Source organism: Methylobacterium sp. Leaf99, from assembly GCF_001422375.1.
In the GTDB taxonomy this organism is placed as follows: domain Bacteria; phylum Pseudomonadota; class Alphaproteobacteria; order Rhizobiales; family Beijerinckiaceae; genus Methylobacterium.
The window spans coordinates 188,664-211,691 of record NZ_LMMU01000009.1 but is presented as its reverse complement, the minus strand read 5'-3'; the positions used below and the strand labels follow the sequence as shown (position 1 = coordinate 211,691).

Annotated in this window: 20 protein-coding genes; 12 read left to right on the top strand and 8 right to left on the bottom strand. The window is 71.1% G+C overall.

Translation table 11 applies throughout. The features are described from left to right. The first annotated feature begins 34 nt into the window (after positions 1–34). Entirely contained in the window at positions 35–688 is a 654-nt protein-coding gene (locus ASF28_RS17745; protein WP_056095659.1) for a glutathione S-transferase family protein, read from the top strand. A 133-nt stretch (positions 689–821) separates the two neighbouring features. Here ASF28_RS17745 and ASF28_RS17740 read toward each other — a convergent pair whose 3' ends face one another. From ASF28_RS17740 to ASF28_RS17725, 4 genes are all read right to left on the bottom strand, one after another. Continuing rightward, positions 822–1,133 (bottom strand): hypothetical protein, encoded by a 312-nt coding sequence (locus ASF28_RS17740; protein WP_147710399.1) that lies wholly within the window; start codon positions 1,131–1,133, stop codon positions 822–824. Between the two features lie 285 nt (positions 1,134–1,418). Next, positions 1,419–2,675 (bottom strand): bifunctional phosphopantothenoylcysteine decarboxylase/phosphopantothenate--cysteine ligase CoaBC, encoded by a 1,257-nt coding sequence (gene coaBC, locus ASF28_RS17735; RefSeq protein WP_056095656.1) that lies wholly within the window; start codon positions 2,673–2,675, stop codon positions 1,419–1,421. Between the two features lie 75 nt (positions 2,676–2,750). Next, positions 2,751–3,299, bottom strand: coding sequence for an ankyrin repeat domain-containing protein (locus ASF28_RS17730; protein WP_056095653.1), 549 nt, complete (start codon positions 3,297–3,299; stop codon positions 2,751–2,753). 79 nt (positions 3,300–3,378) lie between these two features. After that, complete coding sequence (locus ASF28_RS17725; RefSeq protein WP_056095650.1) at positions 3,379–4,437, bottom strand: SDR family oxidoreductase; 1,059 nt, start codon at positions 4,435–4,437, stop codon at positions 3,379–3,381. 194 nt (positions 4,438–4,631) lie between these two features. Here ASF28_RS17725 and uvrB point away from each other — a divergent pair, with 194 nt between their 5' ends. The 3 genes from uvrB to ASF28_RS17710 all read left to right on the top strand — a co-directional run bounded on the left by uvrB (position 4,632) and on the right by ASF28_RS17710 (position 8,657). Continuing rightward, positions 4,632–7,379: an excinuclease ABC subunit UvrB gene (gene uvrB / locus ASF28_RS17720; protein ID WP_056095647.1), complete on the top strand. Its 2,748-nt coding sequence runs from the start codon at positions 4,632–4,634 to the stop codon at positions 7,377–7,379. Positions 7,380–7,493: 114 nt separating this feature from the next. Further along, positions 7,494–7,850: a hypothetical protein gene (locus tag ASF28_RS17715; protein WP_443189746.1), complete on the top strand. Its 357-nt coding sequence runs from the start codon at positions 7,494–7,496 to the stop codon at positions 7,848–7,850. Positions 7,851–7,880: 30 nt separating this feature from the next. Next, entirely contained in the window at positions 7,881–8,657 is a 777-nt protein-coding gene (locus ASF28_RS17710) for a YidB family protein (RefSeq protein WP_056095644.1), read from the top strand. Positions 8,658–8,699: 42 nt separating this feature from the next. Here the strand turns inward: ASF28_RS17710 and ASF28_RS17705 are convergent, their stop codons facing one another. After that, the gene (locus tag ASF28_RS17705) at positions 8,700–10,124 is read right to left on the bottom strand and encodes a sensor domain-containing diguanylate cyclase (RefSeq protein WP_244475073.1); all 1,425 of its coding nucleotides are present in this window, start codon (positions 10,122–10,124) and stop codon (positions 8,700–8,702) included. A 183-nt stretch (positions 10,125–10,307) separates the two neighbouring features. Then, a complete protein-coding gene (mutM, locus tag ASF28_RS17700; protein ID WP_056095641.1) occupies positions 10,308–11,207 on the bottom strand; it encodes a bifunctional DNA-formamidopyrimidine glycosylase/DNA-(apurinic or apyrimidinic site) lyase in 900 nt (299 codons plus the stop codon). Positions 11,208–11,312: 105 nt separating this feature from the next. Between mutM and ubiE the strand changes: the two genes are divergently transcribed. The 7 genes from ubiE to ASF28_RS17665 all read left to right on the top strand — a co-directional run bounded on the left by ubiE (position 11,313) and on the right by ASF28_RS17665 (position 19,354). Beyond that, positions 11,313–12,086 carry a bifunctional demethylmenaquinone methyltransferase/2-methoxy-6-polyprenyl-1,4-benzoquinol methylase UbiE gene (ubiE, locus tag ASF28_RS17695; protein WP_056095638.1) on the top strand — a complete coding sequence of 258 codons (774 nt, stop codon included), beginning with the start codon at positions 11,313–11,315 and terminating at the stop codon, positions 12,084–12,086. 73 nt (positions 12,087–12,159) lie between these two features. After that, on the top strand, positions 12,160–13,707 hold the full coding sequence (gene ubiB / locus ASF28_RS17690) for a 2-polyprenylphenol 6-hydroxylase (RefSeq protein WP_056095635.1): 1,548 nt from the start codon (positions 12,160–12,162) through the stop codon (positions 13,705–13,707). A 127-nt stretch (positions 13,708–13,834) separates the two neighbouring features. Beyond that, on the top strand, positions 13,835–14,737 hold the full coding sequence (locus tag ASF28_RS17685) for an alpha/beta hydrolase (RefSeq protein WP_056095852.1): 903 nt from the start codon (positions 13,835–13,837) through the stop codon (positions 14,735–14,737). Then, positions 14,707–15,897: an OpgC family protein gene (locus ASF28_RS17680; RefSeq protein WP_244475071.1), complete on the top strand. Its 1,191-nt coding sequence runs from the start codon at positions 14,707–14,709 to the stop codon at positions 15,895–15,897. Before ASF28_RS17685 ends, ASF28_RS17680 begins: the two co-directional genes overlap by 31 nt. Before the next feature lie 82 nt (positions 15,898–15,979). After that, the gene (locus ASF28_RS17675; protein ID WP_056095633.1) at positions 15,980–17,749 is read left to right on the top strand and encodes a pyrroloquinoline quinone-dependent dehydrogenase; all 1,770 of its coding nucleotides are present in this window, start codon (positions 15,980–15,982) and stop codon (positions 17,747–17,749) included. 61 nt (positions 17,750–17,810) lie between these two features. After that, positions 17,811–18,227 carry an acyl-CoA thioesterase gene (locus ASF28_RS17670; RefSeq protein WP_056095630.1) on the top strand — a complete coding sequence of 139 codons (417 nt, stop codon included), beginning with the start codon at positions 17,811–17,813 and terminating at the stop codon, positions 18,225–18,227. Continuing rightward, positions 18,224–19,354, top strand: coding sequence for an endo-1,4-beta-xylanase (locus ASF28_RS17665; protein ID WP_056095627.1), 1,131 nt, complete (start codon positions 18,224–18,226; stop codon positions 19,352–19,354). The genes ASF28_RS17670 and ASF28_RS17665 overlap by 4 nt, the downstream gene beginning before the upstream one ends. A gap of 13 nt (positions 19,355–19,367) precedes the next feature. Here the strand turns inward: ASF28_RS17665 and ASF28_RS17660 are convergent, their stop codons facing one another. Together ASF28_RS17660 and ASF28_RS17655 are read right to left on the bottom strand one after the other, a co-directional pair. Continuing rightward, positions 19,368–20,276 (bottom strand): alpha/beta hydrolase, encoded by a 909-nt coding sequence (locus tag ASF28_RS17660; protein ID WP_056095624.1) that lies wholly within the window; start codon positions 20,274–20,276, stop codon positions 19,368–19,370. Between the two features lie 95 nt (positions 20,277–20,371). Beyond that, positions 20,372–21,325 (bottom strand): lytic transglycosylase domain-containing protein, encoded by a 954-nt coding sequence (locus ASF28_RS17655; protein ID WP_056095849.1) that lies wholly within the window; start codon positions 21,323–21,325, stop codon positions 20,372–20,374. A gap of 66 nt (positions 21,326–21,391) precedes the next feature. Between ASF28_RS17655 and ASF28_RS17650 the strand changes: the two genes are divergently transcribed. Continuing rightward, a complete protein-coding gene (locus ASF28_RS17650; RefSeq protein ID WP_056095846.1) occupies positions 21,392–23,020 on the top strand; it encodes an ABC transporter ATP-binding protein in 1,629 nt (542 codons plus the stop codon). Positions 23,021–23,028: the final 8 nt, after the last annotated feature.

Genomic DNA, 23,028 nt, shown 5'->3' with positions numbered 1-23,028 from the left:
CCCTGCGGCCGACGATTCGCGAAAGGCATTCCGCTTGGCATCCGAGATCACGCTCTACCATTCGCCCAACACCCGCTCGACGGGGGTGCGGATTCTCCTGGAGGAACTCGGCGCGCCGCACCGGCTGCAGGTGCTGAACATGAAGGCCGGCGAGCATCGCGAGGCGGCCTACCGCGCCATCAACCCCATGGGGAAGGTGCCGGCGCTCACCCACGGCGACGCCGTCGTGACCGAGCAGGCGGCGATCTACCTCTACCTCGCCGACCTGTTCCCCGGGGCGGGCCTGACCCCGGCCCTCGACGATCCGTTGCGCGGTCCGTACCTCCGCTGGATGGTGTATTACGGGTCGAGCTTCGAGCCGGCGGTCATCGACAGGGCCCTCCAGCGCGAGGCCGGCCCGCGCGCCATGTCGGCCTACGGCGATTTCGATACGGTGATGGCGACCCTGCTGGGCGCCCTGGACAAGGACCCGTATCTCCTCGGCGAGCGCTTCACCGCCGTCGATGTCCTGTGGGGCACGGCGCTCGGCTGGACCACGAGCTTCAAGCTCGTGCCCGAGGAACCGGCGATCCGGGCCTACATCGACCGGGTCAACGGCCGCCCCGCCGCCGTCAAGGTTGCGGCGGCGGATGCCGCCCTGTCGGCCGAGCACGCGGCTTCACAGGAGGTGGAGCCGGCCCAAGCCTGAGCCCCCATCGACCCGTCGGGACCGCGGCGAGCGACCTCCGTGCCCCCCGCAGCGGACGCCCCGCGCCAGGGTCGGTCCCGGGCCAAGGCTCGGTCGGGGCGCTCCGGTTTGACAGGAACTCCGTGCGCCTGACTCAGCCCGGGGGCAGGGCGGGCACGGACCGCGACACGACTTCGGCGGCGGGCTTCCGCACGCCGAGGTCGACCGGCCCGAAGGTCGCGAACAGGTGCATGGCGACCACGGGCGCGAAGACGAGGCTCATCATCACCACCATGATCAGGGCGACGTTGGCATCGCGCGTTTTCTTCGGGGCAGACTTAGCGAGAGACTTGGTGGGGGACTTGCGCACGGGCCGACGTCCGGCGACGCGCAGGCGGAATTCGCTCGCGGGCCGGAGGTTCGTGCGAAAAGCGGCCGGAAAGGCAGAAAGCTTCAAGACGGTCATGGGCTCACCTCGTTCGACCGGCCACCGGGGGCCGATCGCGGGCGAACCCGATCAGCGATCAGGTGTGGCGCACGCGGACGGCCGAAGGCGGCACGGTCCATCGACTACTGTCGCTGGGCATTGGGTCAGTCAGGTCCTATGGGGCCGCACGACCGGCGCAGGGCGGAGTCGCAGGCGACGCCGGGATGATGCCGGAGCATGGGTTAGTCAAGCCTTAACGCGCCGGATGGGGGATCGGCTCCGCCGGTTTTCGCCGCACTGCGTCACACCGGCAGCGAGACGGCGTCACACCGGCAACAGGGCGGCGAACCGCGCGACGAGGCGGCGCCCGACCTCGTCCTTGTCGAGGGTGGGCCAGGTCTCGACGGAGCCGTCGCGCGAGACGAGGTGGACGGTGTTCTCGAGGCCGCCCATGACGCCGCCGCTGGCCGAGACGTCGTTGGCCACCAGCAGGTCGCAGCCCTTGCGGGCGATCTTCTTCAGGGCGTTGGCGAGCACGTCGTCGGTCTCGGCGGCGAAGCCCACCACGAGGGTCGGGCGCCCGCTCGACCGGCCCGCGACGGTGGCGAGGATGTCGGGGTTCTCGACGAGGCGCAGGGGCGCGGGTTCGCTCCCGTCCTTCTTGATCTTGTTCTGGCCGACCTCGGCCGGGCGCCAGTCGCCGACGGCGGCGGTGAACACGGCGATGTCCGCCGGCAAAGCCTCCTCCACGGCCACCAGCATGGCGCGGGCGGTCTCCACATGGATCATCCGGACCCCGGCCGGATCGGGGATCGAGACCGGGCCGGAGACCAGGGTGACGTCGGCCCCCGCCGCCGCCGCCGCCGCCGCGATGGCGTGGCCCTGGCGGCCCGACGAGCGGTTGGCGAGGTAGCGCACGGGATCGATGGGTTCGTGGGTCGGCCCCGAGGTGACGAGGACGCGCCGTCCCGCGAGGGCCCCGGCCGGCGCCCGCCCGGCGAGGAAGCCGAAGCCGCCGGGCCGCTCGCCCCCCGCCAGCATCGCCTCCAAGGCGGCGGCGATCTCGTTCGGCTCGGCGAGGCGGCCGGGACCGAACTCGGCCTCCGCCATGGCACCGTCGTTGGGACCCACCACGCGCACACCGTCGCCCAGCAGCGTCGCCAGGTTGCGCCGCGTGGCCGGGTGCTGCCACATCCGCACGTTCATGGCCGGCGCGATGAGGATCGGCAGGGTGGTGGCGAGCAGCACCGTGGCGGCCAGATCCGAGGCCTCGCCGGTGGCCATCCGCGCCATGAGGCTCGCGGTGGCGGGCGCGACCACGATGGCGTCGGCGTCGCGGGCGAGCTTGATGTGGCCGATCTCGGCCTCGTCCGCCCGGTCGAACAGGTCCGTATGCGCCCGCGCGCCGGCCAGGGCCGCGGCGGCGAGGGGCGTCACGAATTCCTGCGCGCCCCGGGTGAGGAGGGGGCGCACCTGCGCCCCGCGCTCGCGCAGGCGCCGGATGAGGTCGAGGGACTTGTAGGCCGCGATGCCACCGCCGATGACGAGGAGGATGCGGCGGTTCTCAAGCGAGCGGGTCATGGGTCACTCATCGGGCCGGACGGTCGGGAGCCGCCCGCGCTCCATACACCCGAACCGCCCCGGATGCAGGCCGCTTCAGGCGTTCGGGCGCGGCGCCCGGGCGAGGCGGGCCGGGGCCTCGACCGCCCCCATGGACTGGGCCATCTCGGCAGCGGTGAGGCCGGCCCCGTCGCGCCGGTCCGGGTCGGCGCCATGGGCCAGCAGCAGGTCGATGATCGCGACGCGGTCGAACATCGCGGCCGTCATCAGGGCCGTGCGGCTGCCGTCGCCGGTGCCGTCCACGAGGGCCCCGTGGGCCAGGAGCAGCTCGGCCATGGCGAGGTCGCCCTTGAAGGCGGCCCCGGCCAGGGGCGTCTGGCCCCGGTCGTTGGCGAGTTCCGGGTCGCCGCCATGCTCGAGGATCGCCTGCGCGGCCTCGGCCTGGCCGTTATAGGCGGCGAGCATGAGCAGGCTGTCGCCCTTGTCGTTGCGCAGGTTGGCCGGCAGTCCCTGGCCGAACAGCTCCGCGAGCTCCCGGGCGTGCCCCAGGCGGGCGAACTGGAAGATCTTGCCGGCGAAGGCGAGGGTCGCATCGTCGAGCTCGGGTTTCTGGCGTTCGGGTGTTTCGGGGTCTTGCGGCTGCATCGGGCTCCGTCCGGTCTCGTGTCCGACGTGATCTGGGTTTCGACCCCCGGCCTGTCCAGCCGGGGGCAGGGTCGAGCCCCTACGGAATCACCCGCTCGGCCCGGAGTCTCGCGAAGAGGTCGAGGAACGCGTCGTCGCTGGGCTGGTAATCGAGGAAGCCGAGGCGGCGGCTGCGACTCATGTCGGTGACGACCTCGATGGGCCGGCCGAGATCCGCATCCGTGTGCCAGGGCGACGCGAGGCGGTCGAGGTCGGGTTCGACGAGCCCGTGCCGGGCGGCGAGCTCGCGCCAGAGGGGCGCCGCCCCCGCCATCTGCTGCTTCAGGGGCATGGCCTCGCCCGAATAGGGTGCCGGTTCGACACCGAACCACTCCGCGATGCGGCCCCACATCCACGACCAGCGGAAGACGTCGCCGTCGACCACGTTGAAGGCCGTATCGGCGGCGGCCGGCGTGGTGGAGGCCCAGGCGAGGTGACGGGCGAGCAGGCGCGCGTCGGTGACGTCGGTGAGCCCATGCCATTGCTGGGGCGAGCCCGGGAACGCGAACGGCCGCCCGGACTCCCGGCACAGGCTGGCATAGGCCGCGAGCGTCACGCCCATGTTCATGGCGTTGCCGAGCGCGTAGCCGACGATGGTGTGCGGCCGATGCACGCTCCAGGTGAAGCCGCGCCGCGCGGCCGCCGCGAAGACTTCATCCTCTTGAACGTAATAAAAGTTCTCGACGGGCAGGCGGTCCTGGTCCTCGCGGAACGGGGTCTGGGGCAGGGTGCCCTTCCCGTAGGCCTCGAACGGGCCGAGGTAGTGCTTCAATCCCGTCACCAGGGCGACGTGGGCCAGGGGCGCAGGGTCGAGGGCGTCGAGGAGATTGCGGACCATGGCGCCGTTGACGCGGCAATTCTCGGCCTCCGTCGCCTGCCGCATCCAGGTGGTGATGAACACGTGCGTCGGACGTGCGTCGCCGAGGGCCGCCTTCAGGGACGCCGGGTCGGTGAGATCGGCGACCACGGGCGTCACCCCGGCGATGTCCACGGGCCGGCGGGCGAGGCCGTGGACGTCCCAGCCCGTCTCGACGAGGTGGCGGGCGAGGTTGTTGCCGACGATGCCGCTGGCACCGGCGATGAGGGCCGTTCCCGTCATGAACTCAATGCTCCGTGGCCGCGAGGGCGGGCCGCCGGGTCAACGGTTTCGGCGGCGGCCCGTTCGAACACGCGCGTGAGCCATGTGTGAGTTGCAGGGTCCGGCCCTCGTAGGCACGCGGAGACTCGCGGGGAGCGGTGCCGCCGGGGAGGCAGACCCTTCCCGGCCCCCGTCGGAAGGCCCATATCGTCCCCATGGCCGCCCCGAACAAACCGCGCTCCTCCACCGTCACGGGCTCCCCGTCCAAGGGCTCCTCGTCCAAGGGCTCCTCGCCCAAGGGAGCCCCGAAGGCGTCGAAGCCCGAGCTTCAGCCCCTCGACGAGCATCTCGCCGCCCTGCTCAGCCCGGCCCTGAACCGAAACCGCCTGCCGGTGGTGGAGAACGTCGCGCCGCCCGCCCCGGCCCGGCCCGGACGACCGAAGAAGCCGGCGGCGAAACCCGCGCCCACGAGGGGCTTTGGCGAGGCGCCGCAGGCCGCGTTCACCCACGACGCGGCCGCGGTCGATCCGCGCCTTGCCCAGGCCCTGGGCCTGACCCCGCCCGAGGACGGGCCCGCCCCGGAAGGGCTCGCCGACGACGGCGACACCTCGCTCGCCACCGACGGCGTCTCGGCCACGGTGGATGCCCTGTCGCGGCTGCTCACCGAGGGCAACCCCCTGTTCAAGGACGGCAAGAACTGGGCGCCGCACCGCCCGGAACGGCCGAAGAAGTCCGAGGGCGGCGTGCCGTTCCGCCTCCAGTCCGAGTTCGAGCCGGCGGGCGACCAGCCCCGCGCCATCGCCGAACTCGTGGACGGGGTGAGGAAGGCCGAGCGCGACCAGGTGCTGCTCGGCGTCACCGGCTCGGGCAAGACCTTCACCATGGCCAAGGTCATCGAGGCGACGCAGCGCCCGGCCCTGATCCTGGCGCCGAACAAGACCCTGGCGGCGCAGCTCTACGGCGAGTTCAAGAGCTTCTTCCCCGACAACGCGGTGGAGTATTTCGTCTCGTACTACGACTACTACCAGCCCGAGGCCTACGTGCCGCGCTCGGACACCTTCATCGAGAAGGAATCCTCGATCAACGAGCAGATCGACCGGATGCGCCACGCCGCCACCCGCGCCCTCCTGGAGCGCGACGACGTGATCCTCGTCGCCTCGGTCTCGTGCATCTACGGCATCGGCTCGGTGGAGACCTACACCGCCATGTCGTTCACGGTGTCGCTGAACGAGAAGATCGAGCAGCGTCAGCTCGTGGCCGACCTCGTGGCGCTCCAGTACAAGCGCATCCAGTCCGATTTCGCCCGCGGCACCTTCCGGGTGCGCGGCGACGTCATCGAGCTCTGGCCCGCCCACTTGGACGATCGCGGATGGCGCATCGGCCTGTTCGGCGACGAGGTCGAGTCCATCACCGAGTTCGATCCGCTCACGGGCAAGAAGATCAACGACCTCAAATTCGTGAAGGTCTACGCCAACTCGCACTACGTCACGCCGCGCCCCACCCTCCAGCAGGCGGTGAAGGGCATCAAGACCGAGCTGAAGCTGCGGGTCGACGAGCTGACGAAGATGGGCCGCCTCATCGAGGCCCAGCGCATCGAGCAGCGCTGCACCTTCGACATCGAGATGATCGAGGCCACGGGTGCCTGCAACGGCATCGAGAATTATTCCCGCTACCTGACGGGCCGCAAGCCCGGCGAGCCGCCCCCGACCCTGTTCGAGTACCTGCCTGACAACGCCCTCGTGTTCACCGACGAGAGCCACGTCACGGTCCCGCAGATCGGCGGCATGTACAAGGGCGACTTCCGCCGCAAGGCGACGCTGGCCGAGTACGGCTTCCGCCTGCCGTCCTGCCTCGACAACCGCCCGCTCCGGTTCGAGGAATGGGACGCCATGCGGCCGCAGTCGATCCACGTCTCGGCGACCCCGGCGAAGTGGGAAATGGAGCAGACCGGCGGCGTCTTCGCCGAGCAGGTCATCCGCCCCACCGGCCTCGTCGATCCGGTCATCGAGATCCGGCCCGCCCGCTCCCAGGTGGACGACCTGTTGGGCGAGGTCCGCGAAGTCGCCCAGGCCGGCTACCGGACGCTGGTGACGACGCTGACCAAGCGCATGGCCGAGGACCTGACCGAGTACCTGCACGAGAATTCCGTGCGCGTGCGCTACATGCACTCGGACATCGACACCCTGGAGCGCATCGAGATCATTCGCGATCTGCGACTGGGTGCCTTCGACGTGCTGATCGGCATCAACCTGCTGCGGGAGGGGCTCGATATTCCCGAATGCGCCCTGGTGGCCATCCTCGATGCCGACAAGGAGGGGTTCCTGCGCTCCGAGACCTCCCTGGTCCAGACCATCGGGCGCGCGGCCCGCAATGCCGACGCGCGCTGCATCCTCTATGCCGACAACATCACCGGCTCCATGGAGCGGGCCATGGCCGAGACCGAGCGCCGTCGCACGAAGCAGCTCGCCTACAACGTCGAGCACGGCATCACGCCCCAGAGCGTGAAGCGCGGCATCTCCGACATCCTCAGCAGCGTGTTCGAGGGCGACCACGTCCAGGTCGATACGGGACTGGCCAAGAACGCCGCCACCATCGGCCACAACTTCAAGGCGGTGATGGCCGACCTCGAGAAGCGCATGCGCACGGCCGCCGCCGACCTCGACTTCGAGGAAGCCGCGCGCCTGCGCGACGAGCTCAAGCGCCTCCAGGCCACGGAACTCCTCGTCTCCGACGACCCCATGGCGCGCCAGGGCGACGTCGAGCGCGAGGCCGGTCGCTTCGGCGCGAAGCGGAGCCGGATCGCGAAGCCGACCCTCGACAACATGGGGCCGGGCACCGACCGCGAGCTGCCCGTCGGTCACGCCGCGCCGGCCTGGGCCGAGCGGCCCAAGGCCCGCTCGACGCAGGGGCTCGGCGGCCAGAAACCGAAATACAAGGGCGGGGGCGGTCGCAAGAAGGGCTGAAACGCGGACCGGCGGGACAGGCTCGGAGGAACCAGCCGGCCCGGCCCGGGCTTGGTTGGGCATGGGGCACCGCGCGGTGCCGATCCCGCCCTCCCGCCGGAGTCCGCCTTGATCATGACCACCACCTCCGCCCGCCGGCGCCATGCCCTGCGCCCCCGCGCCGGTACCGCCGCCACGAGCCTGTTCGTCGCGGGCCTCGCCGTCTCGGCCGCCTTCGGCATGCTCGTCACCCCCTTCGGCGGCAAGCCCGCCTTGGCCCAGTCGGCGGCCAACCCCAACGACCAGCCGACTCCCGGGACCGTGCCGTCGCGGGATGCGCGCGCCGCCGGGCGGTCGACGGGCCAGGTCTCCGCGCCCGCGGCCATCGGTCATTCGACCACGGTGGTCGGATCGGGCGGCACGACGACCAATCCCCTCGATCACCTGCCCGCGCATGAGCGCGCCGCCACGGGCGGCAGCCGGCAGCGATAGACCTTTCAGCGCACCATAGGAGAAACGACCATGGGCCTCCTCGATCAGGTTATCGGCGGCGTTCTCGGACAGGTCCTGGGCGGCGGACGTCACGAGCAGGGCGGGGGTCAGGGGGGTGGATCGGGGGGTGGCATGGGGAGTGGCATGGGGGGTGGCCTGGGCAACCTCTCGCCCATCGTTCAAGCACTCCTGATGCTGCTCATGTCCAAGGGCGCCGGGGGGCTCGGCGACCTCCTGGGCGGCGGCGCGCAAAGCGAGCCCCAGGGGCGGCGCGAGCCCGATCACACCGGTGACGACGGCGATCTCGGTGGCTTCGGCCAAGATCGCGGCCAGAATCGAGGGGATGATCGCGGCCAGGATCGCGGCCGGGATACGGGTTACGAGCCGCGCGGCGATCAAGGCGGGGGTCAAGGCGGCGATTTCGGCGACCTCGCCGGAATGCTCGACGGTCCGGGCGAGGGCGGTGGCGGACGGGACGAGCGCGATCCAGGGGCCGGTCCCTATGCGCGCCTCGACCACGAGGCCGGCGACGGACAGACCGGGCTCGACGGACTCATCGACCGCTTCCAGCGCGGCGGCCTCGGCGAGATGATGGGATCCTGGATCGGCCACGGCGAGAACCGTCCGGTCCAGCCTCGCCAGCTCGCCGATGCCCTCGGCCCCGACGCCGTCGACACACTCGCGCAACGGACGGGCCTGCAGCGGGACGATCTCCTGTCGCAGCTGGCCCAGGCCCTGCCGCAGGTGATCGACCGCCTGACGCCCCAGGGCCGGCGTCCGACGGGAGACGATGCCCGCGGCTGGTAGGGTCCGGGAGCCGCAGGGCCCCCGCGCGACCCGGCTCCCGCCCTACCCGGCGGCGCGGGGCCGGACCGTCCGGTCGAAGCACATGCCCGGCTCGTAGAACCGGAACGTGTTCCGGCCTGCCGCCTTGGCGCGGTAGAGGGCCAGATCGGCATGCCGGTACAGGGCGTCGGGGCTGTCGCCGTCCTGGGGAGCGCGGGCGATGCCGATGCTGGCGCCGACGACCACGCGCTCGCCCTCGAGGTCGATGGGCTCGCGGATCGCCTCGATGAGGCGCCGGGCGAGATGCTGCCCCTCCTCGGGGCGGTCCGCGCCGGACTGGATGATGGTGAATTCGTCGCCACCGACCCGCGCCACGGTATCCTCGTCCCGGACGAGACCCTTCAGGCGGTCGGCGATCCGGCACAGGAGGGCGTCGCCGGCCTGATGGCCGAGGCCGTCATTGACCGCCTTGAACCGGTCGAGGTCGAGGCAGAGCACCGAGAAGCCACCGGCTCCCCGGCGAATCGCGGAGAGCTGCTGGGTCAGGCGCTCGCGGAACAGGGTGCGGTTCGCCAGATCCGTGAGGGCATCGTGCCGGGCCATGTGGCTGATCCGGCGCGCGGATTCCTCGCGCTCCGAGACGTCTCGGACGGCCGCGACGTAGCCCGTCGGGCGCCCGTCCACGGCGTGGCGCGTGAGGTTGAAGGTGACTTCGACCCAGACCCAGGAGCCGTCCTTGCGGCGGTAGCGCTGCCGGGTCACCGCCCGGGCCATGCGGCCGGCGCCGAGGGCGGCGAGGACGCGGGTGAAGGTCTCCGCATCGTCGGGGTGGATCTGGTCCATGGGCAACGTCCCGACGAGTTCGTCGGGCTCGTAACCCAGGAGGGTCCGCGACGCCGGGGAAACGTACTGGCGTCGGGTGTCGAGGCTGGAGCGGACGATCATGTCGGAGGTGTTGTCGGCGAGCAGCCGGTAATGCGCCTCGCTCTCGCGCAGGCGAGCCTCGGTCCGGTGCAGGGACATCTGTGCGGCCACGACCGTCGCCAAGTCGGCCAGCTGCGCCCGCTCCGCGGCCGAGAAGACCCGCGCCTTGGTGTCCTGCACGCACACGGTCCCGGCGCGGACACCCGGGGCGAGGATGATCGGCGCCCCGGCATAGAAGCGGACATGCGGCTCGCCGGTGACGAGGGGACTGTCGGCGAAGCGTGGATCGGCCCAGGTGTCCTCGACCACGAGCACGTCGTCGGTCAGGATCGCGTAGGTGCAGAACGAGCCCGTGCGCGGCGTGCCGGCGGCCGAGAAGCCGCACTTGGCCTTGAACCATTGCCGGTCCGCCTCGACGAGGGTGACGGTTGCCATCGGAACCCGAAACAGGGAACAGGCCGTGCGGCAGACGGCGTCGAACTGCATCTCGGGCGGCGTATCGAGGATGGCCAGATCGCGCAGGGCGGCGAGCCGCTCCGTTTCGTTGGCGGGAAGGGGGTACATGCGTGCTCCGAAACCTTCCGCGTTGTACGCGATCGCTCGAACCGAACACGAGCTATCGGCCAGGAATGCAAATCCCTCCTTAACGGGGTCCGCCAATCGAGCCGGACCCAGTGTCGGGACAGGATTCGACGCATCCTTTCCACCGCTTTTCGACAAATTTTATCGGGTCTCAGGTCCACTGACCTATTCGGTCGAAGGAGTCTGGCACGTCTCGCAGTAGAAGGTCGAACGTCCTGATTGCACGATACGGGCAATACATCCGGTGCAGCCCTGCGTCCGGCAGGGTTCGCCCAGGCGATCATAGACTCGGAACGCGTGCTGGAAGGCGCCGGCACTCCCATCCGTGTGGACGTAATCGCGCAGGGTCGAGCCGCCGGCGGCCACCGCCTCCTTGAGGACCTGCGGGATCACCTCGACCAGCAGGCGCGCCTTCGGGGTCGGGCCGCCATCCGCTGCGGCCAGCCGTCCCGCCGGCGTCCCGGGATGGAGCCCGGCCCGGTGGAGCGCCTCGCAGACGTAGATGTTGCCCAGACCCGCGATGAGACGCTGGTCGAGGAGGGCCGCCTTCAGGGGCGTGATCTTGTGGCGGAACAGGCGCGCCACCGCCTCCGGCGTCAGGGCCTCGCTCAGGGGCTCGAGGCCCATGGCGGCGAAGTGCCGGCAGGTCGCCAGTTCCGCCGTCGCCACGAGGTCCATGAAGCCGAAGCGGCGGGCGTCGTTGTAGGTGACGGTGGCGCCGTTCGACATGGCCATGACCACGTGATCGTGCTTCGGGGTACCGAGCGCCCCGTCGAGGTAGAAGTCGCCCGGCGAGAGGTTGCTACCATCGGGCATCGCCACGTCGAAGCGGCCGGTCATGCCGAGGTGCAGGATCAGGGACTCGCCGGAATCGAGACCGGCCACGAGGTACTTCGCGCGCCGTTCCAGGGCCGTCACGGACCGGTCCGTCAGGCGTTCCGCGAACCGCTCCGGGAACGGAAACCGCAGTCCGGAACGGCGCAGGGTGACATGGGCGAACCGGGCGCCGACCATGGCGGGAACGAGCCCGCGGCGGACGGTCTCGACTTCGGGCAGTTCGGGCATGGCTCTCCGGTACGGACCATCGGGGCGGAAACGGGATGCGGTGCTGGCGAACATGGCGGTTCGCCCCGGCTTTCGCTATGACGCTCACCCCAAGAGGTGAGGTTCATGAGTCACGCCGAGCGGTCCCCCCCCGACGAGAATACGCATTTCGGCTTCGAGCAGGTCGCCCTCGGCGAGAAGCAGGCGCGCGTCGACGACGTGTTCCGCTCCGTGGCCAAGCGCTATGACCTCATGAATGACCTCATGTCGGGCGGCCTGCACCGGGTCTGGAAGTCGCAGCTGATCTCGATGCTGCGCCCGCCCCGGAACCGTCCGTTCCACCACCTCGACGTGGCCGGCGGCACCGCCGACATCGCCTTCCGCGCCCTGGACGCCGGCGGCCCGGCGACGCACGTCACGGTGCTCGACATCAACGAGGCGATGCTGCGCGTCGGCGCCGAGCGGGCGGGGAACCGCTTCGCCGGGCGCATCGACTTCGTCACCGCCAATGCCGAGGCCCTGCCGCTGCCGTCGGAGAGCTTCGACGCCTACACCATCGCCTTCGGCATCCGGAACGTGCCGCGCATCGACCACGCCCTGGCCGAAGCCCACCGGGTCCTCAAGCCCGGCGGGCGCTTCCTCTGCCTCGAATTCTCGAAGGTCGACCTGCCCGTCCTCGACCGGATCTACGACGCCTATTCGTTCCACGTGATCCCGCGCCTGGGCTCGAAGGTGGCAGGCGACGCCGAATCCTACCGCTACCTCGTGGAATCCATCCGCAAGTTCCCGAGTCCGGGGCGGTTCGCCGGCATGATCGAGGCGGCCGGGTTCCGCCATGTGAGCCACCGGCCCCTGTCGGGCGGCATCGTGGCGATCCATTCGGGCTGGAAGGTCTCGTGACCGCCTTGGCCCGGCAAGGGGAATCCGGTTTTCGGGACAAGCCGAGGCGGGACCGAGATCGGCGGCACGCCTGATGCTCCGCTCCCTCTTCCGCGGGGCCCATGTCGGCTTCGTCCTCGCCCGCGAGGGTGGGCTGTCGCTCATCGACCCCCGCGACCTGCCGCCCCACCTCCGCCTCGCCCTGAAGGCCGGGCGGATGCTGGAACGACGGGGCCTCGGCCCGGGGGCCGGCCCCCTGCAGCGGGCGCTGACCCGGCTCGGGCCGTCCTACGTCAAGTTCGGGCAGTTCCTCGCGACCCGGCCCGACATCGTCGGCATGAACGCGGCGCGCGATCTCGAGACCCTGCAGGACCGGGTGCCGCCCTTCCCGCAGGAGGTGGCGCTCCGCGTCGTCGAGGCCGCCTTCAGCAAACCCGTGTCCACGCTGTTCGTCTCGTTCAGCCCGCCCATCGCGGCGGCCTCCATCGCCCAGGTCCACAAGGCGCACATTCTCGATGCCGACGGCACCGAGCGGGTGCTCGCCGTCAAGATCATGCGGCCGGGGGTGCGCGAGCGCTTCCAGCGCGACCTCGAGGTCATGCGGTTCATGGCCCGCATCGTCCACGCCCTGTCGCCCGAGGCCGAGCGCCTGCGCCCGCGCGAGGTGGTGGAGATCCTGGCCCGCTCCGTCACCATGGAGATGGATTTCCGCCTCGAGGCGGCGGCCATGTCGGAGCTCGCCCAGAACACGAAGGACGACGTCGATTTCCGCGTGCCCCGGCCCGACTGGGAGCTCACCGCCCGCGACGTCCTGTCGAGCGAGTGGATCGAGGGCATTCGCCTCAACGACCGCGCCGCCATCGTCGCCGCCGGGCACGATCCGCGGGCGCTCGGGCGCGCGGTGATCCAGTCGTTCCTGCGCCACGCGATCCGGGATGGATTCTTCCACGCCGACATGCATCCGGGGAACCTGTTCGTCGATCCGACCGGCACCCTGGTGGCGGTGGATTTCGGCATCATGGGCCGCCTCGGCCACCCCGAGCGGCGTTTCCTCGCCGAGATCCTGCTCGGCTTCATCCTGCGTGACTACAAGCGCGTGGCGCAGGTGCATTTCGAGGCCGGCTACGTGCCCGCGCACCATTCCGTGGACGATTTCGCCCAGGCCATCCGCGCCATCGGCGAGCCGATCCACCAGCGCAAGGCCGACGAGATCTCCATGGCCAAGGTGCTGACCCTGCTGTTCGACATCACCGCCCTGTTCGACATGCGCACGCGCACGGAACTGGTGATGCTCCAGAAGACCATGGTGGTGGTGGAAGGCGTCGCCCGCTCCCTCGACCCTCAGCTCGACATGTGGACCGGGGCCGAGCCCGTGGTTCGGAGCTGGATCGCCCGCAACCTCGGCCCCCTCGGGCGCATCGAAGGCGTGGGACGCGCGGCGCTCACCATCACCGATGTGGTCTCGGACATTCCCGACCTGGCGCAGCGCCTCCGCCGCATTCTCGTGCGCCTCGACGAGGCCGGCACCGGCAACGCCGACCGCCTCGATGCCTTCGCCCGCGCCACGCGGCGGCGCGCCATCTGGTCCACCGTGGCCCTGTGGGCCATCGCCGTCGGCGCCCTGGTGATGGCGTTCCGCTGATCCTTCGGCCCGGTCCACAGGGCGGATGGAACGGATTCCTCGCCTGGCGCCTTTGCCTCTGCGAAGTGGCGTCCGGAGGGGCTGCGTGGCGAACGAGTTTTCCCTGCCCGGTCGCCGCTCCGTCATCATGGGTCTCGCTGCGGCGGCAGCCTTCGTTCCGAGAACTCATGCGGCCGCAGGGCTTGCCCGGCTGACGCTCTGGCCCGGCCAGCCGCCCGGCGGCGGTGGACCGGCCGGTGCCCTCGTCCAGGACGACGGCGGCGCGGTGTCGAACATCGCCACGCCCACCCTCGAGGTCTTCCTTCCGCAGAAGCCGAGCGGCGCGGCGGTCCTGGTCGCGGGTGGCGGGGGCTACAGGCGCATCAGCCTCGTCAAGGAGGCCTATCCGGCGGCCTACTGGCTCGCGGCGCAGGGCATCACGGCGTTCGTCCTGACCTACCGGCTTCCCAGCGAGAACTGGACCGACGGTCCCGCCGTGGCGGTGCAGGATGGGCAGCGCGCCCTGCGGGTGATCCGCGCCCATGCCGACCGGTTCGGCCTCGATCCGAACCGCATCGGCGTGATGGGGTTCTCGGCCGGCGGGCATCTCTGCGGCATGATCGCGGCCCGCTCCGCCTTCCGCTCCTACGCACCCGTCGACGCCGTGGACGCGTTGTCGGCACGACCGGATTTCGCGGCCCTGATCTATCCCGTCGTGAGCCTGCAACCGCCCTTCGACACCACGAACACCCGTCGGTCCCTCGTGGGCGAGACGCCGACGCCGGAGGCGAGCGCGGCTTGGTCGCTGCACACCCATGTCGGCGCGGACTGCCCGTCGATCTTCCTCGTGCAGGCGGACGACGATCAGGTGGTCGCCCCCCAGCAGAGCCGTATCCTCGACGAGGCGTGCCGGGGGGCCAAGGTGATGGTCGAGTATCATCGCTTCGCCGTCGGCGGCCACGGCTTCGGCATCGGCAACGCCGAGGCGTCGGTCACCCTGTGGCCGCGCCTCTACCGGCTGTGGCTCACGAGCCTGTCGGTGATGCGCTGACCCACCCCGGGCCTGTCACGCCGGGCGCCCAACCACGCCATGACCCGGGGCTTGCGGCTCTCCCGCCCGATCCGGCGCGCCGGCGCGACGCCCGCATCGACGTCATCCGGGGCTTCGCCCTGCTGACGATCTTCATCGATCACATTCCCCGCAACGCGCCGGCGCTGCTCACCCTGCACAATTTCGGGTTCTCGGACGCGGCCGAGATCTTCGTGCTCCTGGCGGGCTATTCCGCGATGGTGGCCTATGGCGGCTTGTTCCGGCGCGCAGGCACGAAGGCGACCCTCGCGCGCATCGCGTGGCGCTGCCTGAAGATCTACCTGTTCCAGGCGGGCCTCCTGCTGGCGACCCTGCTCGTCGTGCGCGTTTGGATGGACCTCACCGGCCTCGTCCCGCGCTTCGGCGTGCGGGCGCTCCTCGATATGGGCCTGCTGCCGGGTGCCCTGCGCGGCCTCATGCTCAACGCCCTGCCGAACTACCTCGACATCCTGCCGCTCTATATCCTGCTGCTGGCCCTCTTCCCGCTCGTCTATGTCGGATTGCGGCGCAGCCCGTGGGGCACGCTCGCCGTGTCGGGCCTGATCTGGCTCGCCGCGAACGTCGATCACCGACTCAACCTTCCCAACGCGGCCGCCGTCGACGACGGCTGGTACTTCAACCCGTTCGCGTGGCAGTTCCTGTTCGTGATCGGAGCGGCCCTCAGCGTCGCGGTCCGGGCCCGCGGCGGGCTCCTGCCCCGGCATCCGATCCTCACGGCCGCCGCCCTGATCTACCTCGTCGGCGCCCTGCTGCAGGCTTTGCCGTGGGCGGAATGGGGCCTCTGGGACCTGCGGCCCCTCGCCATGACCGCGCCGGACAAGAGCCGCGTCGCCCCCCTGCGCCTTCTCCACATCCTGGCCCTGACGAGCCTGGTCTTCGCCTCGCCGGCGGTGCTGCGGCTCTCGAGCCGCCCCTGGCTCCGCCCCTTCGACGCCTGCGGCCGGAACTCCCTGGAGATCTTCGCGGCCGGCTGCCTGGCGGCCCTCGTCGGCCGGATCCTCTACCGCACCTTTGAACCGCTGTGGCCGCTCCAGATCGCGGTCAACCTCGGCGGTCTCGCCCTGATGCTGGGCCTCGGCCTCGTCCTCGACGCGCGGGCACGCCAGCGCACATTGCGATGATGGCCCACCCGGTGCATCCATAACGGCAAGCCACGCCTGCCGAGGCGCGCTTCAACAAGAAAAACGGCCCGAGGAGAACGCCATGGTCCGCCGCACCACCCGACGGCTGCTCGCCGGCCCCCTCCTCGTCCTCGCCGGACTCGGCCCTTGCGCGGCCGAGGACTGGCCGATGTTCGGCGGCGACCACACCAATCGGCACTTCTCGGGGCTCACGACCATCGACACCGGCAACGTGGCGCGCCTGCGCCCGGCCTGGATCTTCCAGACCGGCGTCACCGGATACTTCCAGGCCGAGCCCGTGATGGTGGACGGCACCCTCTACGTCTCGACGACGCAGAACCACGTCGCGGCCCTGGACGCCAAGACCGGCGCGGTCCGCTGGACCTACGTCCACAAGGCCCGCACGGAAAAGATCTTCGGGCCACCCTCGAACCGGGGCGTCGCCGTCTCCGATGGGCTGGTGTTCGAGGCGACCATGGATGGGCGCGTGATCGCCCTGGACGCCCGGACCGGCAAGGTGGTGTGGGACCACGAGGCCGTGCGCCCGGAGGAGGGCGAGTCCGAAACCGCCTCGGCCCTGGCCGACACCCTCGGGGCCGGCACCGTCCAGGGTTCGAGCCGACTGGGCTTCAAGATGCCGCCCCTCGTCGCCAACGGCCTCGTCATCGTCGGGGTCGCCGGCGCCGGCTACGGCCTCCATGTCGAGGACGAGAAGGGCGGCCTCGACGGCGGCGCCGTCGTCGGCATCGAGGGCGGTTACGGCCGGCGCGGGTGGCTCGCCGCCTACGACGCGAAGACGGGGGCCGAGCGCTGGCGCTGGTACGTCACCAAGGCCGACGGCTGGGAGGGCGGATTCGTCGACAGCACCCCCGACGGGGTGCCCCTGCACCGCGACATCGCCGCCGAGAAGGCCGCCGCGCCCGCCCACAGGGATGCCTGGAAGGTCGGCGGCGGGTCGCTCTGGATGACCCCGGCCTTCGATCCGGCACTGGGCCTCATCTACGTCGGCACCGGCAACCCGGCACCGCAGAATTTCGGCCTCTCGCGGCCGGGTGACAACCTCTACACCATGAGCCTCGTCGCCCTCGACGTGACCACCGGCCAGCTGCGCTGGTACTATCAGCAGGTGCCGCACGACGAGTGGGGCTACGACGTGGCGAGCCCGCCCTTCCTCCTCGACCACGCGACGCCGCAGGGGCCGGTGAAGGCCGTGGCGCAGGCGAGCAAGACCGGCTGGCTCTACGTCCACGACCGGAGGGACGGGAAGCTACTGACCCGTTCGGCGCCCCTCGTCGCGCAGAAGAACCTCTACGCGCCGCCGACCGCCGCCGGCACGGTGGTGAGCCCCGGGCCGCTCGGCGCCATCTCCTGGCACCCCGTCGCCTACGACCCCAAGGCCGCCACGGCCTACGCGCAGGTCCGGCACGGAGCCACCACCTACGTGGTGAAGACGGCGCCGGCCTCGGGCGGCCGTCCGGAGATCCGCTACACCGAGACCACGGAGGCCAAGGGCGAGCCCTCCTTCAGCACCCTCACGGCCGTCGATCTGGCCCGCGACGGGGCCATCAAATGGTCGGTGAAGGCGGGAAGCCGGCTCTCCGGCGGGACGCTGGTCACCGCCGGCGGCCTCGTCTTCTCCGGCGAGGAGGACGGGCACCTCGACGCCCACGATGCGAAGACCGGCGCGATCCTGTGGCGCTTCCAGTGCGGCGCCGGCATCGGCGGGCCACCCATCACCTACGCCCTCGACGGCAGGCAATACGTCGCTGTGGCGGCCGGCGGGGCTTCCTTCACCAAGGGCTCGGGCTTCGGCACCGGGGATGCCCTCGTGGTGTTCGCCCTGCCGGATTAGGTCCGATGGCATCGGCGCGCGGCTTGCGACGGGCCGGATTTCACCCCACCGGACCAGCCCCATGCCCCACGACAGCGTTCCTCATCCGACCCGACAGCCCACCGACCGGGGTCCGCCGGTGGTCCGCACCATCGCCATGCCGGCCGACACCAACCCGGCCGGCGACATCTTCGGCGGCTGGCTCATGGGCCAGATGGATCTCGCCGCCGGCAACGTCGCGGCCCGGCGCTCGCGCGGGCGCTGCGCCACCATCTCGGCCGAGGCGATGACCTTCCACCGGCCGGTCTTCGTCGGCGACGAGGTCAGCATCTACGCCTGGATCGTGAAGGTCGGGCGTACCTCCATGCGCATCCAGGCCGAGGTCTGGCGCCGCGAGCGCGAGGGCGAGGTCACCATGAAGGTCACCGAGGGCCTGTTCACCTTCGTTGCCATCGGCCCCGACCGGCGCCCGCGCCCGATCCCACCGGAGGACGCATGACGCCGACCCGCCGCGATGTTTTTGGCATTGGCGCCCTCGCTCTGGCCACCGGCTCCGTCTCGGCCGCGCCACGGGATTCGTGGGCGGACGATGGCCTGAACGCGGCGGCGGCCAGGAAGGGCGTCGCCTACGGGTCTGCAGTGAACATCACGCCCCTGCGCCAGAATCCCGCCTACGGCCGGGCGCTCGCCCGTGAATGCGGGGTCCTGGTGCCGGAGAACGCCATGAAGCTCGCCTATGCGTGGCGGGCACCCGGCCCCATCGACTTCTCCTTCGCCGACGAGACCGCCGCGTTCGCAGCGAGCAACGGCCAGCGCCTGCGCGGACACACCCTGGTCTGGCACGAGGGCATCCCCGCCTGGGCGCGCGAGCGCATCGCCCGCGACGCCGAGGGCTTCCTGCGCGATTGGATCGGCGCCATGGCGGGGCGCTACCGCGGGCGGATCGAGGCCTGGGACGTGGTCAACGAAATCTGCGGCCCCGACAATGGACGCGCCGACGGACTTCGGGCGAGTCCCTGGCTCGCCGCCCTCGGACCGCGCTACGTCGATCTAGCCTTCACGCTCCTGCACGAAGCCGATCCGGCGGCGGCCGGGGTCTGGAACGAGAACGACCTCGAACTCGACGCCGACTGGATCGCCCCGCGCCGGGCCATGGTGCTGCGGACCCTGGAGGGGATGGTCCGGCGCGGCGTGCCGGTCCGGCGCCTCGGCCTGCAGGGCCACCTCTATGCCAAGCATCCCCTCGATCAGGACACGCTGCGCCGCTTCCTGCGCGACGTGGCGGGGCTCGGCTTCGCCATCGAGGTCACGGAATTCGACGTGAATGACAAGGACTTTCTCGCCGACCTGCCGAGCCGGGACCGGGCGGTGTCGGACCTCGCGCGGCGCTTCCTCGACGTGGTGCTGGACGAGCCCGCGACCCTCAACGTGCTGACCTGGGACATCACCAACGCCAACTCGTGGCTCAACACCAACCCGCAGCGCCGCCGCGCCGACGGGTCTATTCAGCGCGCGCTGCCCCTCGACGAGAGCTTCGCCCGCACGCCCCTGTGGCGGGCGATGCACCGGGCGTTCTCCGACGCGCCGGACCACCGTGTGGCGCGGGACCGGTTGCGGCGGGGATAGACCGGCGCTCGGCTCAGCGGTTCACCGTCCGGGCCGGAACACGCTCGCCGCCGGAATGCTGCCTCAGGAAGGCGGCCATCTCGGCCAGGGCGGGGGCCTTGGAGCGGAAGGTCACCGAGAGCGCCAGCAGGGTGTCGGAATGGTCGAGCCCGGCATAGATCCGTTCCTGCACCGGCACCCGGACGTCGCGCAGGCGGGCGGCGAGGCTGCGGGTGTTGCTCGGGCGCACGATGGTGTCGGCGTCGCCGGTGGCGAGGTAGGCCGGGGGCGAATGCGGGCCGGCGAAGCTCACCGGCTGGGTCGCGGCCTTGTCGCGGGCCTCGCCGAAGATTTCGGTGGCGGTACCGGCATCGAGGGGCAGGAAGTCGTAGGGACCGGACAGGCCGGCCACCGCGCGGACCACCTTCGGGTCGACGCCGGCGCGCCGCAGATAGCGCGGGTCGAGCCCCAGCATCATCGCGTTGTAGGCCCCGGCCGAGTGGCCGGCGAGGACGATCCGGCGCGGGTCGCCGCCATACTGGGCGATGTTGTCCCGGACCCAGGCGATGGCGGCCGCGCCATCGTCGAGGAAGTCGGGGAAGCGGACCTCGGGGTAGAGCCGGTAATCGGGCAGCACCGTCACGAAGCCCTGGGCGGCCAGCGCCTGACCGACGAAGGCGTAATCCTCCTTGGTGCCGTTCTTCCACGAGCCGCCATAGAAGAACACCAGCACGGGCGCTCCCCCGGCCGCCGCCACGGGGGTGAACACGTCGAGGCGCTGGCGCGGATGCGGGCCGAAGGCCGCGTTGCGCAGGGTCAGCCGACCGCCATCGTCACGCGGACCGATGGCATCGAACAGAGCGAGCGGCGAACACGCCGTGACGCCGAGGGCGAGGAAGGCAAGACCGATGAGGCTGGCAAGGACGGTGGGGACCCGGGTCATGCATCTCTCTGAAGGCGGCGTCACCGTCCTGTGACAGGGCGCACACGGCGGATTGATGGCGCAATCGCGGGCGAACCGGATCGTGATCGACACGCTTACGTGCGCAGGACCAGGCAGGCCCCGCCGACGCCGCGAATCCGGCCGCAGAGGGCATCGGCGGCCTCGCGGCTCTGGGCCGGAATACGGATGCGGTAGAAGGCTCGGGTCCCGCGATTGCGCAGGCGTGTGCCGATGATCATCGGCCGAACCTCGCCGATCACGCTTGTGTAGAGCTTACGCGTGCGGGTGAAGCTCTGAAGGGCCAAGGCCTTGGAAAAATTGCCCGCGAGCTGGATGCCCCAGGGCGCCGCCGGTCCCTCGTTTCCGCCGATGGCGAAGCGGTCGCCGCGCGACGGAACGCGCAGGGCCGCCGTCACCTGAAGGCAGGTCTTTTCGGAGTCGGGCTTGGCTGCGGCGGCCTTCTTGTCGGCTGCGCCCTCGTCCGGCGGCATCTCGATGCCGGCGCCCGCGCGCCAATCCTCCGCCGGAGCGCCGGTGATCGCCAGGACGTAGTTGCGGGTCTCGCTCGGCAGGCCGCCGGTGCCGGCGAGCCACGCGGAGACCCGGCCGGGGCCGCCATTGTAGGCCGCCGCCGCGAGGCCGAGATTGCCGAACTGACGGTTGAGATCGGAGAGCAGGTGGGCCGCGTGCGGGATCGCCTGCTCGGGGTCGAACGGATCGGCGAGGCCGCGCTCGCGCGCCGTGCCGGGCATGAACTGGGCGATCCCCTGCGCGCCGACGGGACTGACGGCGCCCACGCGAAACGCGCTCTCGCGCCAGATCAGGCGGGTAAGGAACGGGACGGGGATGGCGCGCGCCCTGGCCGAGGATTCGATGAGCCGGCACAGGGCCTGCTCCACGGTCTCGCCCCCGTCCGACGGGGCCGCCGAGGCGGGGGCCGCGCCGGCGAGGACGAGCACGGCGGCGAGAAGGGCGGGGCGCAGGATGATCACGCACGGGGTTGTAGCGCGCGGAGGCGCGCGATCAATCGCGCATCGCCGTTCGCCCATCGCCATCGCGCGCGCTATAACCGACCGAGATCTTCTCGCCCCGGCTTGTTCCATGACGTCCGCCCGATGACCGACACGCTGCTCGAGGTCCAGGACCTGTCCGTGGCCTTCCGCTCCCGCGAGCGCGAGACCCTGGCGGTGGATCGTGTGAGTTTCGCCATCGCGCCGGGCGAGACCCTGGCGCTGGTGGGTGAATCCGGCTCCGGCAAGTCGGTCACCGCCCTGTCGATCCTGCGCCTCCTCGACGGCAGCGCCCATCATCCGGGCGGGCGCATCCTGTTCCGGGGGCGGGACCTCCTGACGTTGCCGGAGCGCGACCTGCGCAAGGTGCGCGGCGCGGACATCACCATGGTGTTCCAGGAGCCGATGACCTCGCTCAACCCGCTTCACAGCATCGAGCGGCAGATCGGCGAGGTGCTGGAGGTCCATCGGGGCCTGAGGGGCAGGAGCGCGCGCGCGCGAATCCTCGAACTCCTCGATCTCGTCGGCCTGCGCGACGCCGAGCAGCGCCTCGCCGCCTATCCGCACGAGCTCTCCGGCGGCCAGCGCCAGCGGGTGATGATCGCCATGGCGCTCGCCTGCGAGCCGGACCTGCTGGTGGCCGACGAGCCGACGACGGCGCTGGACGTCACCGTGCAGGCGCAGATCCTCACCCTGCTCGCCGACCTGCAGAAGCGCCTCGGCATGGCGATGCTGTTCATCACCCACGACCTCGGCATCGTGCAGCGCATCGCCACCTCCGTCTGCGTGATGCTGGAGGGACGCATCGTCGAGGCGGGGGCGACGGCCGAGGTCTTCGCCCGGCCCCGGCACGCCTACACGCAAAGGCTTCTCGCCGCCGAGCCCACGGGTCGCGCCAACCCGGTGCCGGAGGGCGCCGCCGACCTCCTCGCGGCCGGCCCCCTCAAAGTGTGGTTTCCCATCCGCCAGGGGCTGCTCCGGCGCACCACCAGCCACGTGAAGGCCGTGGACGGCGTGTCGCTCCGGGTCCGGGCCGGCGAGACCGTGGGCGTCGTGGGTGAATCGGGCTCCGGCAAGACCACCCTGGGCCTCGCGCTCCTCAGGCTGACGGCCTGCGAGGGTCCCATCGTCTTCCTCGGCCGCTCCATCGCCGGCCTGACCCCGGCGGCCATGCGGCCGTTCCGCCGCGACATGCAGGTGGTGTTCCAGGACCCCTACGGCTCGCTCTCCCCGCGCATGACGGTGGGCGACATCATCGCCGAGGGTCTGGTGGTGCAGGGCGCGGTGAAGGGCCGGGCCGAGCGCCAGGCCGTGGTGGCGGGCGCGCTCACCGATGTCGGCCTCGATCCGGCGACCATGGACCGCTACCCGCACGAATTCTCCGGCGGCCAGCGCCAGCGCATCGCCATCGCGCGTGCCATCGTCCTCAAACCCAAATTCGTCGTCCTCGACGAGCCGACCTCGGCGCTCGACCGCTCGGTCCAGGCGCAGATCGTCACCCTCCTGCGCGATCTCCAGCGCGAGCGCGGCCTCGCCTACCTGTTCATCAGCCACGACCTCAAGGTGGTGCGGGCGCTCGCGAACCACGTCCTCGTCATGCAGAACGGCCGCGTGGTCGAGGAAGGCCCCGCCGAGACGATCTTCTCGGACCCGCGCCACCCCTACACCCGGGCCCTGTTCGCCGCCGCCTTCGACCTGCGGAGCGACGCCATCGCCGACCCGGTCCCGGCCTGAGCCGCCCG

Bases quoted from the DNA above. Each gene is read 5' to 3' on its own strand.
- mutM (WP_056095641.1), bottom strand. From the start codon at position 11,207: ATGCCCGAACTGCCCGAAGTCGAGACCGTCCGCCGCGGGCTCGTTCCC.
- ASF28_RS17730 (WP_056095653.1), bottom strand. From the start codon at position 3,299: ATGCAGCCGCAAGACCCCGAAACACCCGAACGCCAGAAACCCGAGCTC.
- ASF28_RS17675 (WP_056095633.1), top strand. From the start codon at position 15,980: ATGGTCCGCCGCACCACCCGACGGCTGCTCGCCGGCCCCCTCCTCGTC.
- ASF28_RS17670 (WP_056095630.1), top strand. From the start codon at position 17,811: ATGCCCCACGACAGCGTTCCTCATCCGACCCGACAGCCCACCGACCGG.
- ASF28_RS17710 (WP_056095644.1), top strand. From the start codon at position 7,881: ATGGGCCTCCTCGATCAGGTTATCGGCGGCGTTCTCGGACAGGTCCTG.
- ASF28_RS17715 (WP_443189746.1), top strand. From the start codon at position 7,494: ATGACCACCACCTCCGCCCGCCGGCGCCATGCCCTGCGCCCCCGCGCC.
- coaBC (WP_056095656.1), bottom strand. From the start codon at position 2,675: ATGACCCGCTCGCTTGAGAACCGCCGCATCCTCCTCGTCATCGGCGGT.
- ASF28_RS17660 (WP_056095624.1), bottom strand. From the start codon at position 20,276: ATGACCCGGGTCCCCACCGTCCTTGCCAGCCTCATCGGTCTTGCCTTC.
- uvrB (WP_056095647.1), top strand. From the start codon at position 4,632: ATGGCCGCCCCGAACAAACCGCGCTCCTCCACCGTCACGGGCTCCCCG.
- ubiE (WP_056095638.1), top strand. From the start codon at position 11,313: ATGAGTCACGCCGAGCGGTCCCCCCCCGACGAGAATACGCATTTCGGC.
- ASF28_RS17725 (WP_056095650.1), bottom strand. From the start codon at position 4,437: ATGACGGGAACGGCCCTCATCGCCGGTGCCAGCGGCATCGTCGGCAAC.
- ubiB (WP_056095635.1), top strand. From the start codon at position 12,160: ATGCTCCGCTCCCTCTTCCGCGGGGCCCATGTCGGCTTCGTCCTCGCC.
- ASF28_RS17685 (WP_056095852.1), top strand. From the start codon at position 13,835: ATGGGTCTCGCTGCGGCGGCAGCCTTCGTTCCGAGAACTCATGCGGCC.
- ASF28_RS17655 (WP_056095849.1), bottom strand. From the start codon at position 21,325: ATGGGCGAACGGCGATGCGCGATTGATCGCGCGCCTCCGCGCGCTACA.
- ASF28_RS17665 (WP_056095627.1), top strand. From the start codon at position 18,224: ATGACGCCGACCCGCCGCGATGTTTTTGGCATTGGCGCCCTCGCTCTG.
- ASF28_RS17650 (WP_056095846.1), top strand. From the start codon at position 21,392: ATGACCGACACGCTGCTCGAGGTCCAGGACCTGTCCGTGGCCTTCCGC.
- ASF28_RS17705 (WP_244475073.1), bottom strand. From the start codon at position 10,124: ATGTACCCCCTTCCCGCCAACGAAACGGAGCGGCTCGCCGCCCTGCGC.
- ASF28_RS17740 (WP_147710399.1), bottom strand. From the start codon at position 1,133: ATGACCGTCTTGAAGCTTTCTGCCTTTCCGGCCGCTTTTCGCACGAAC.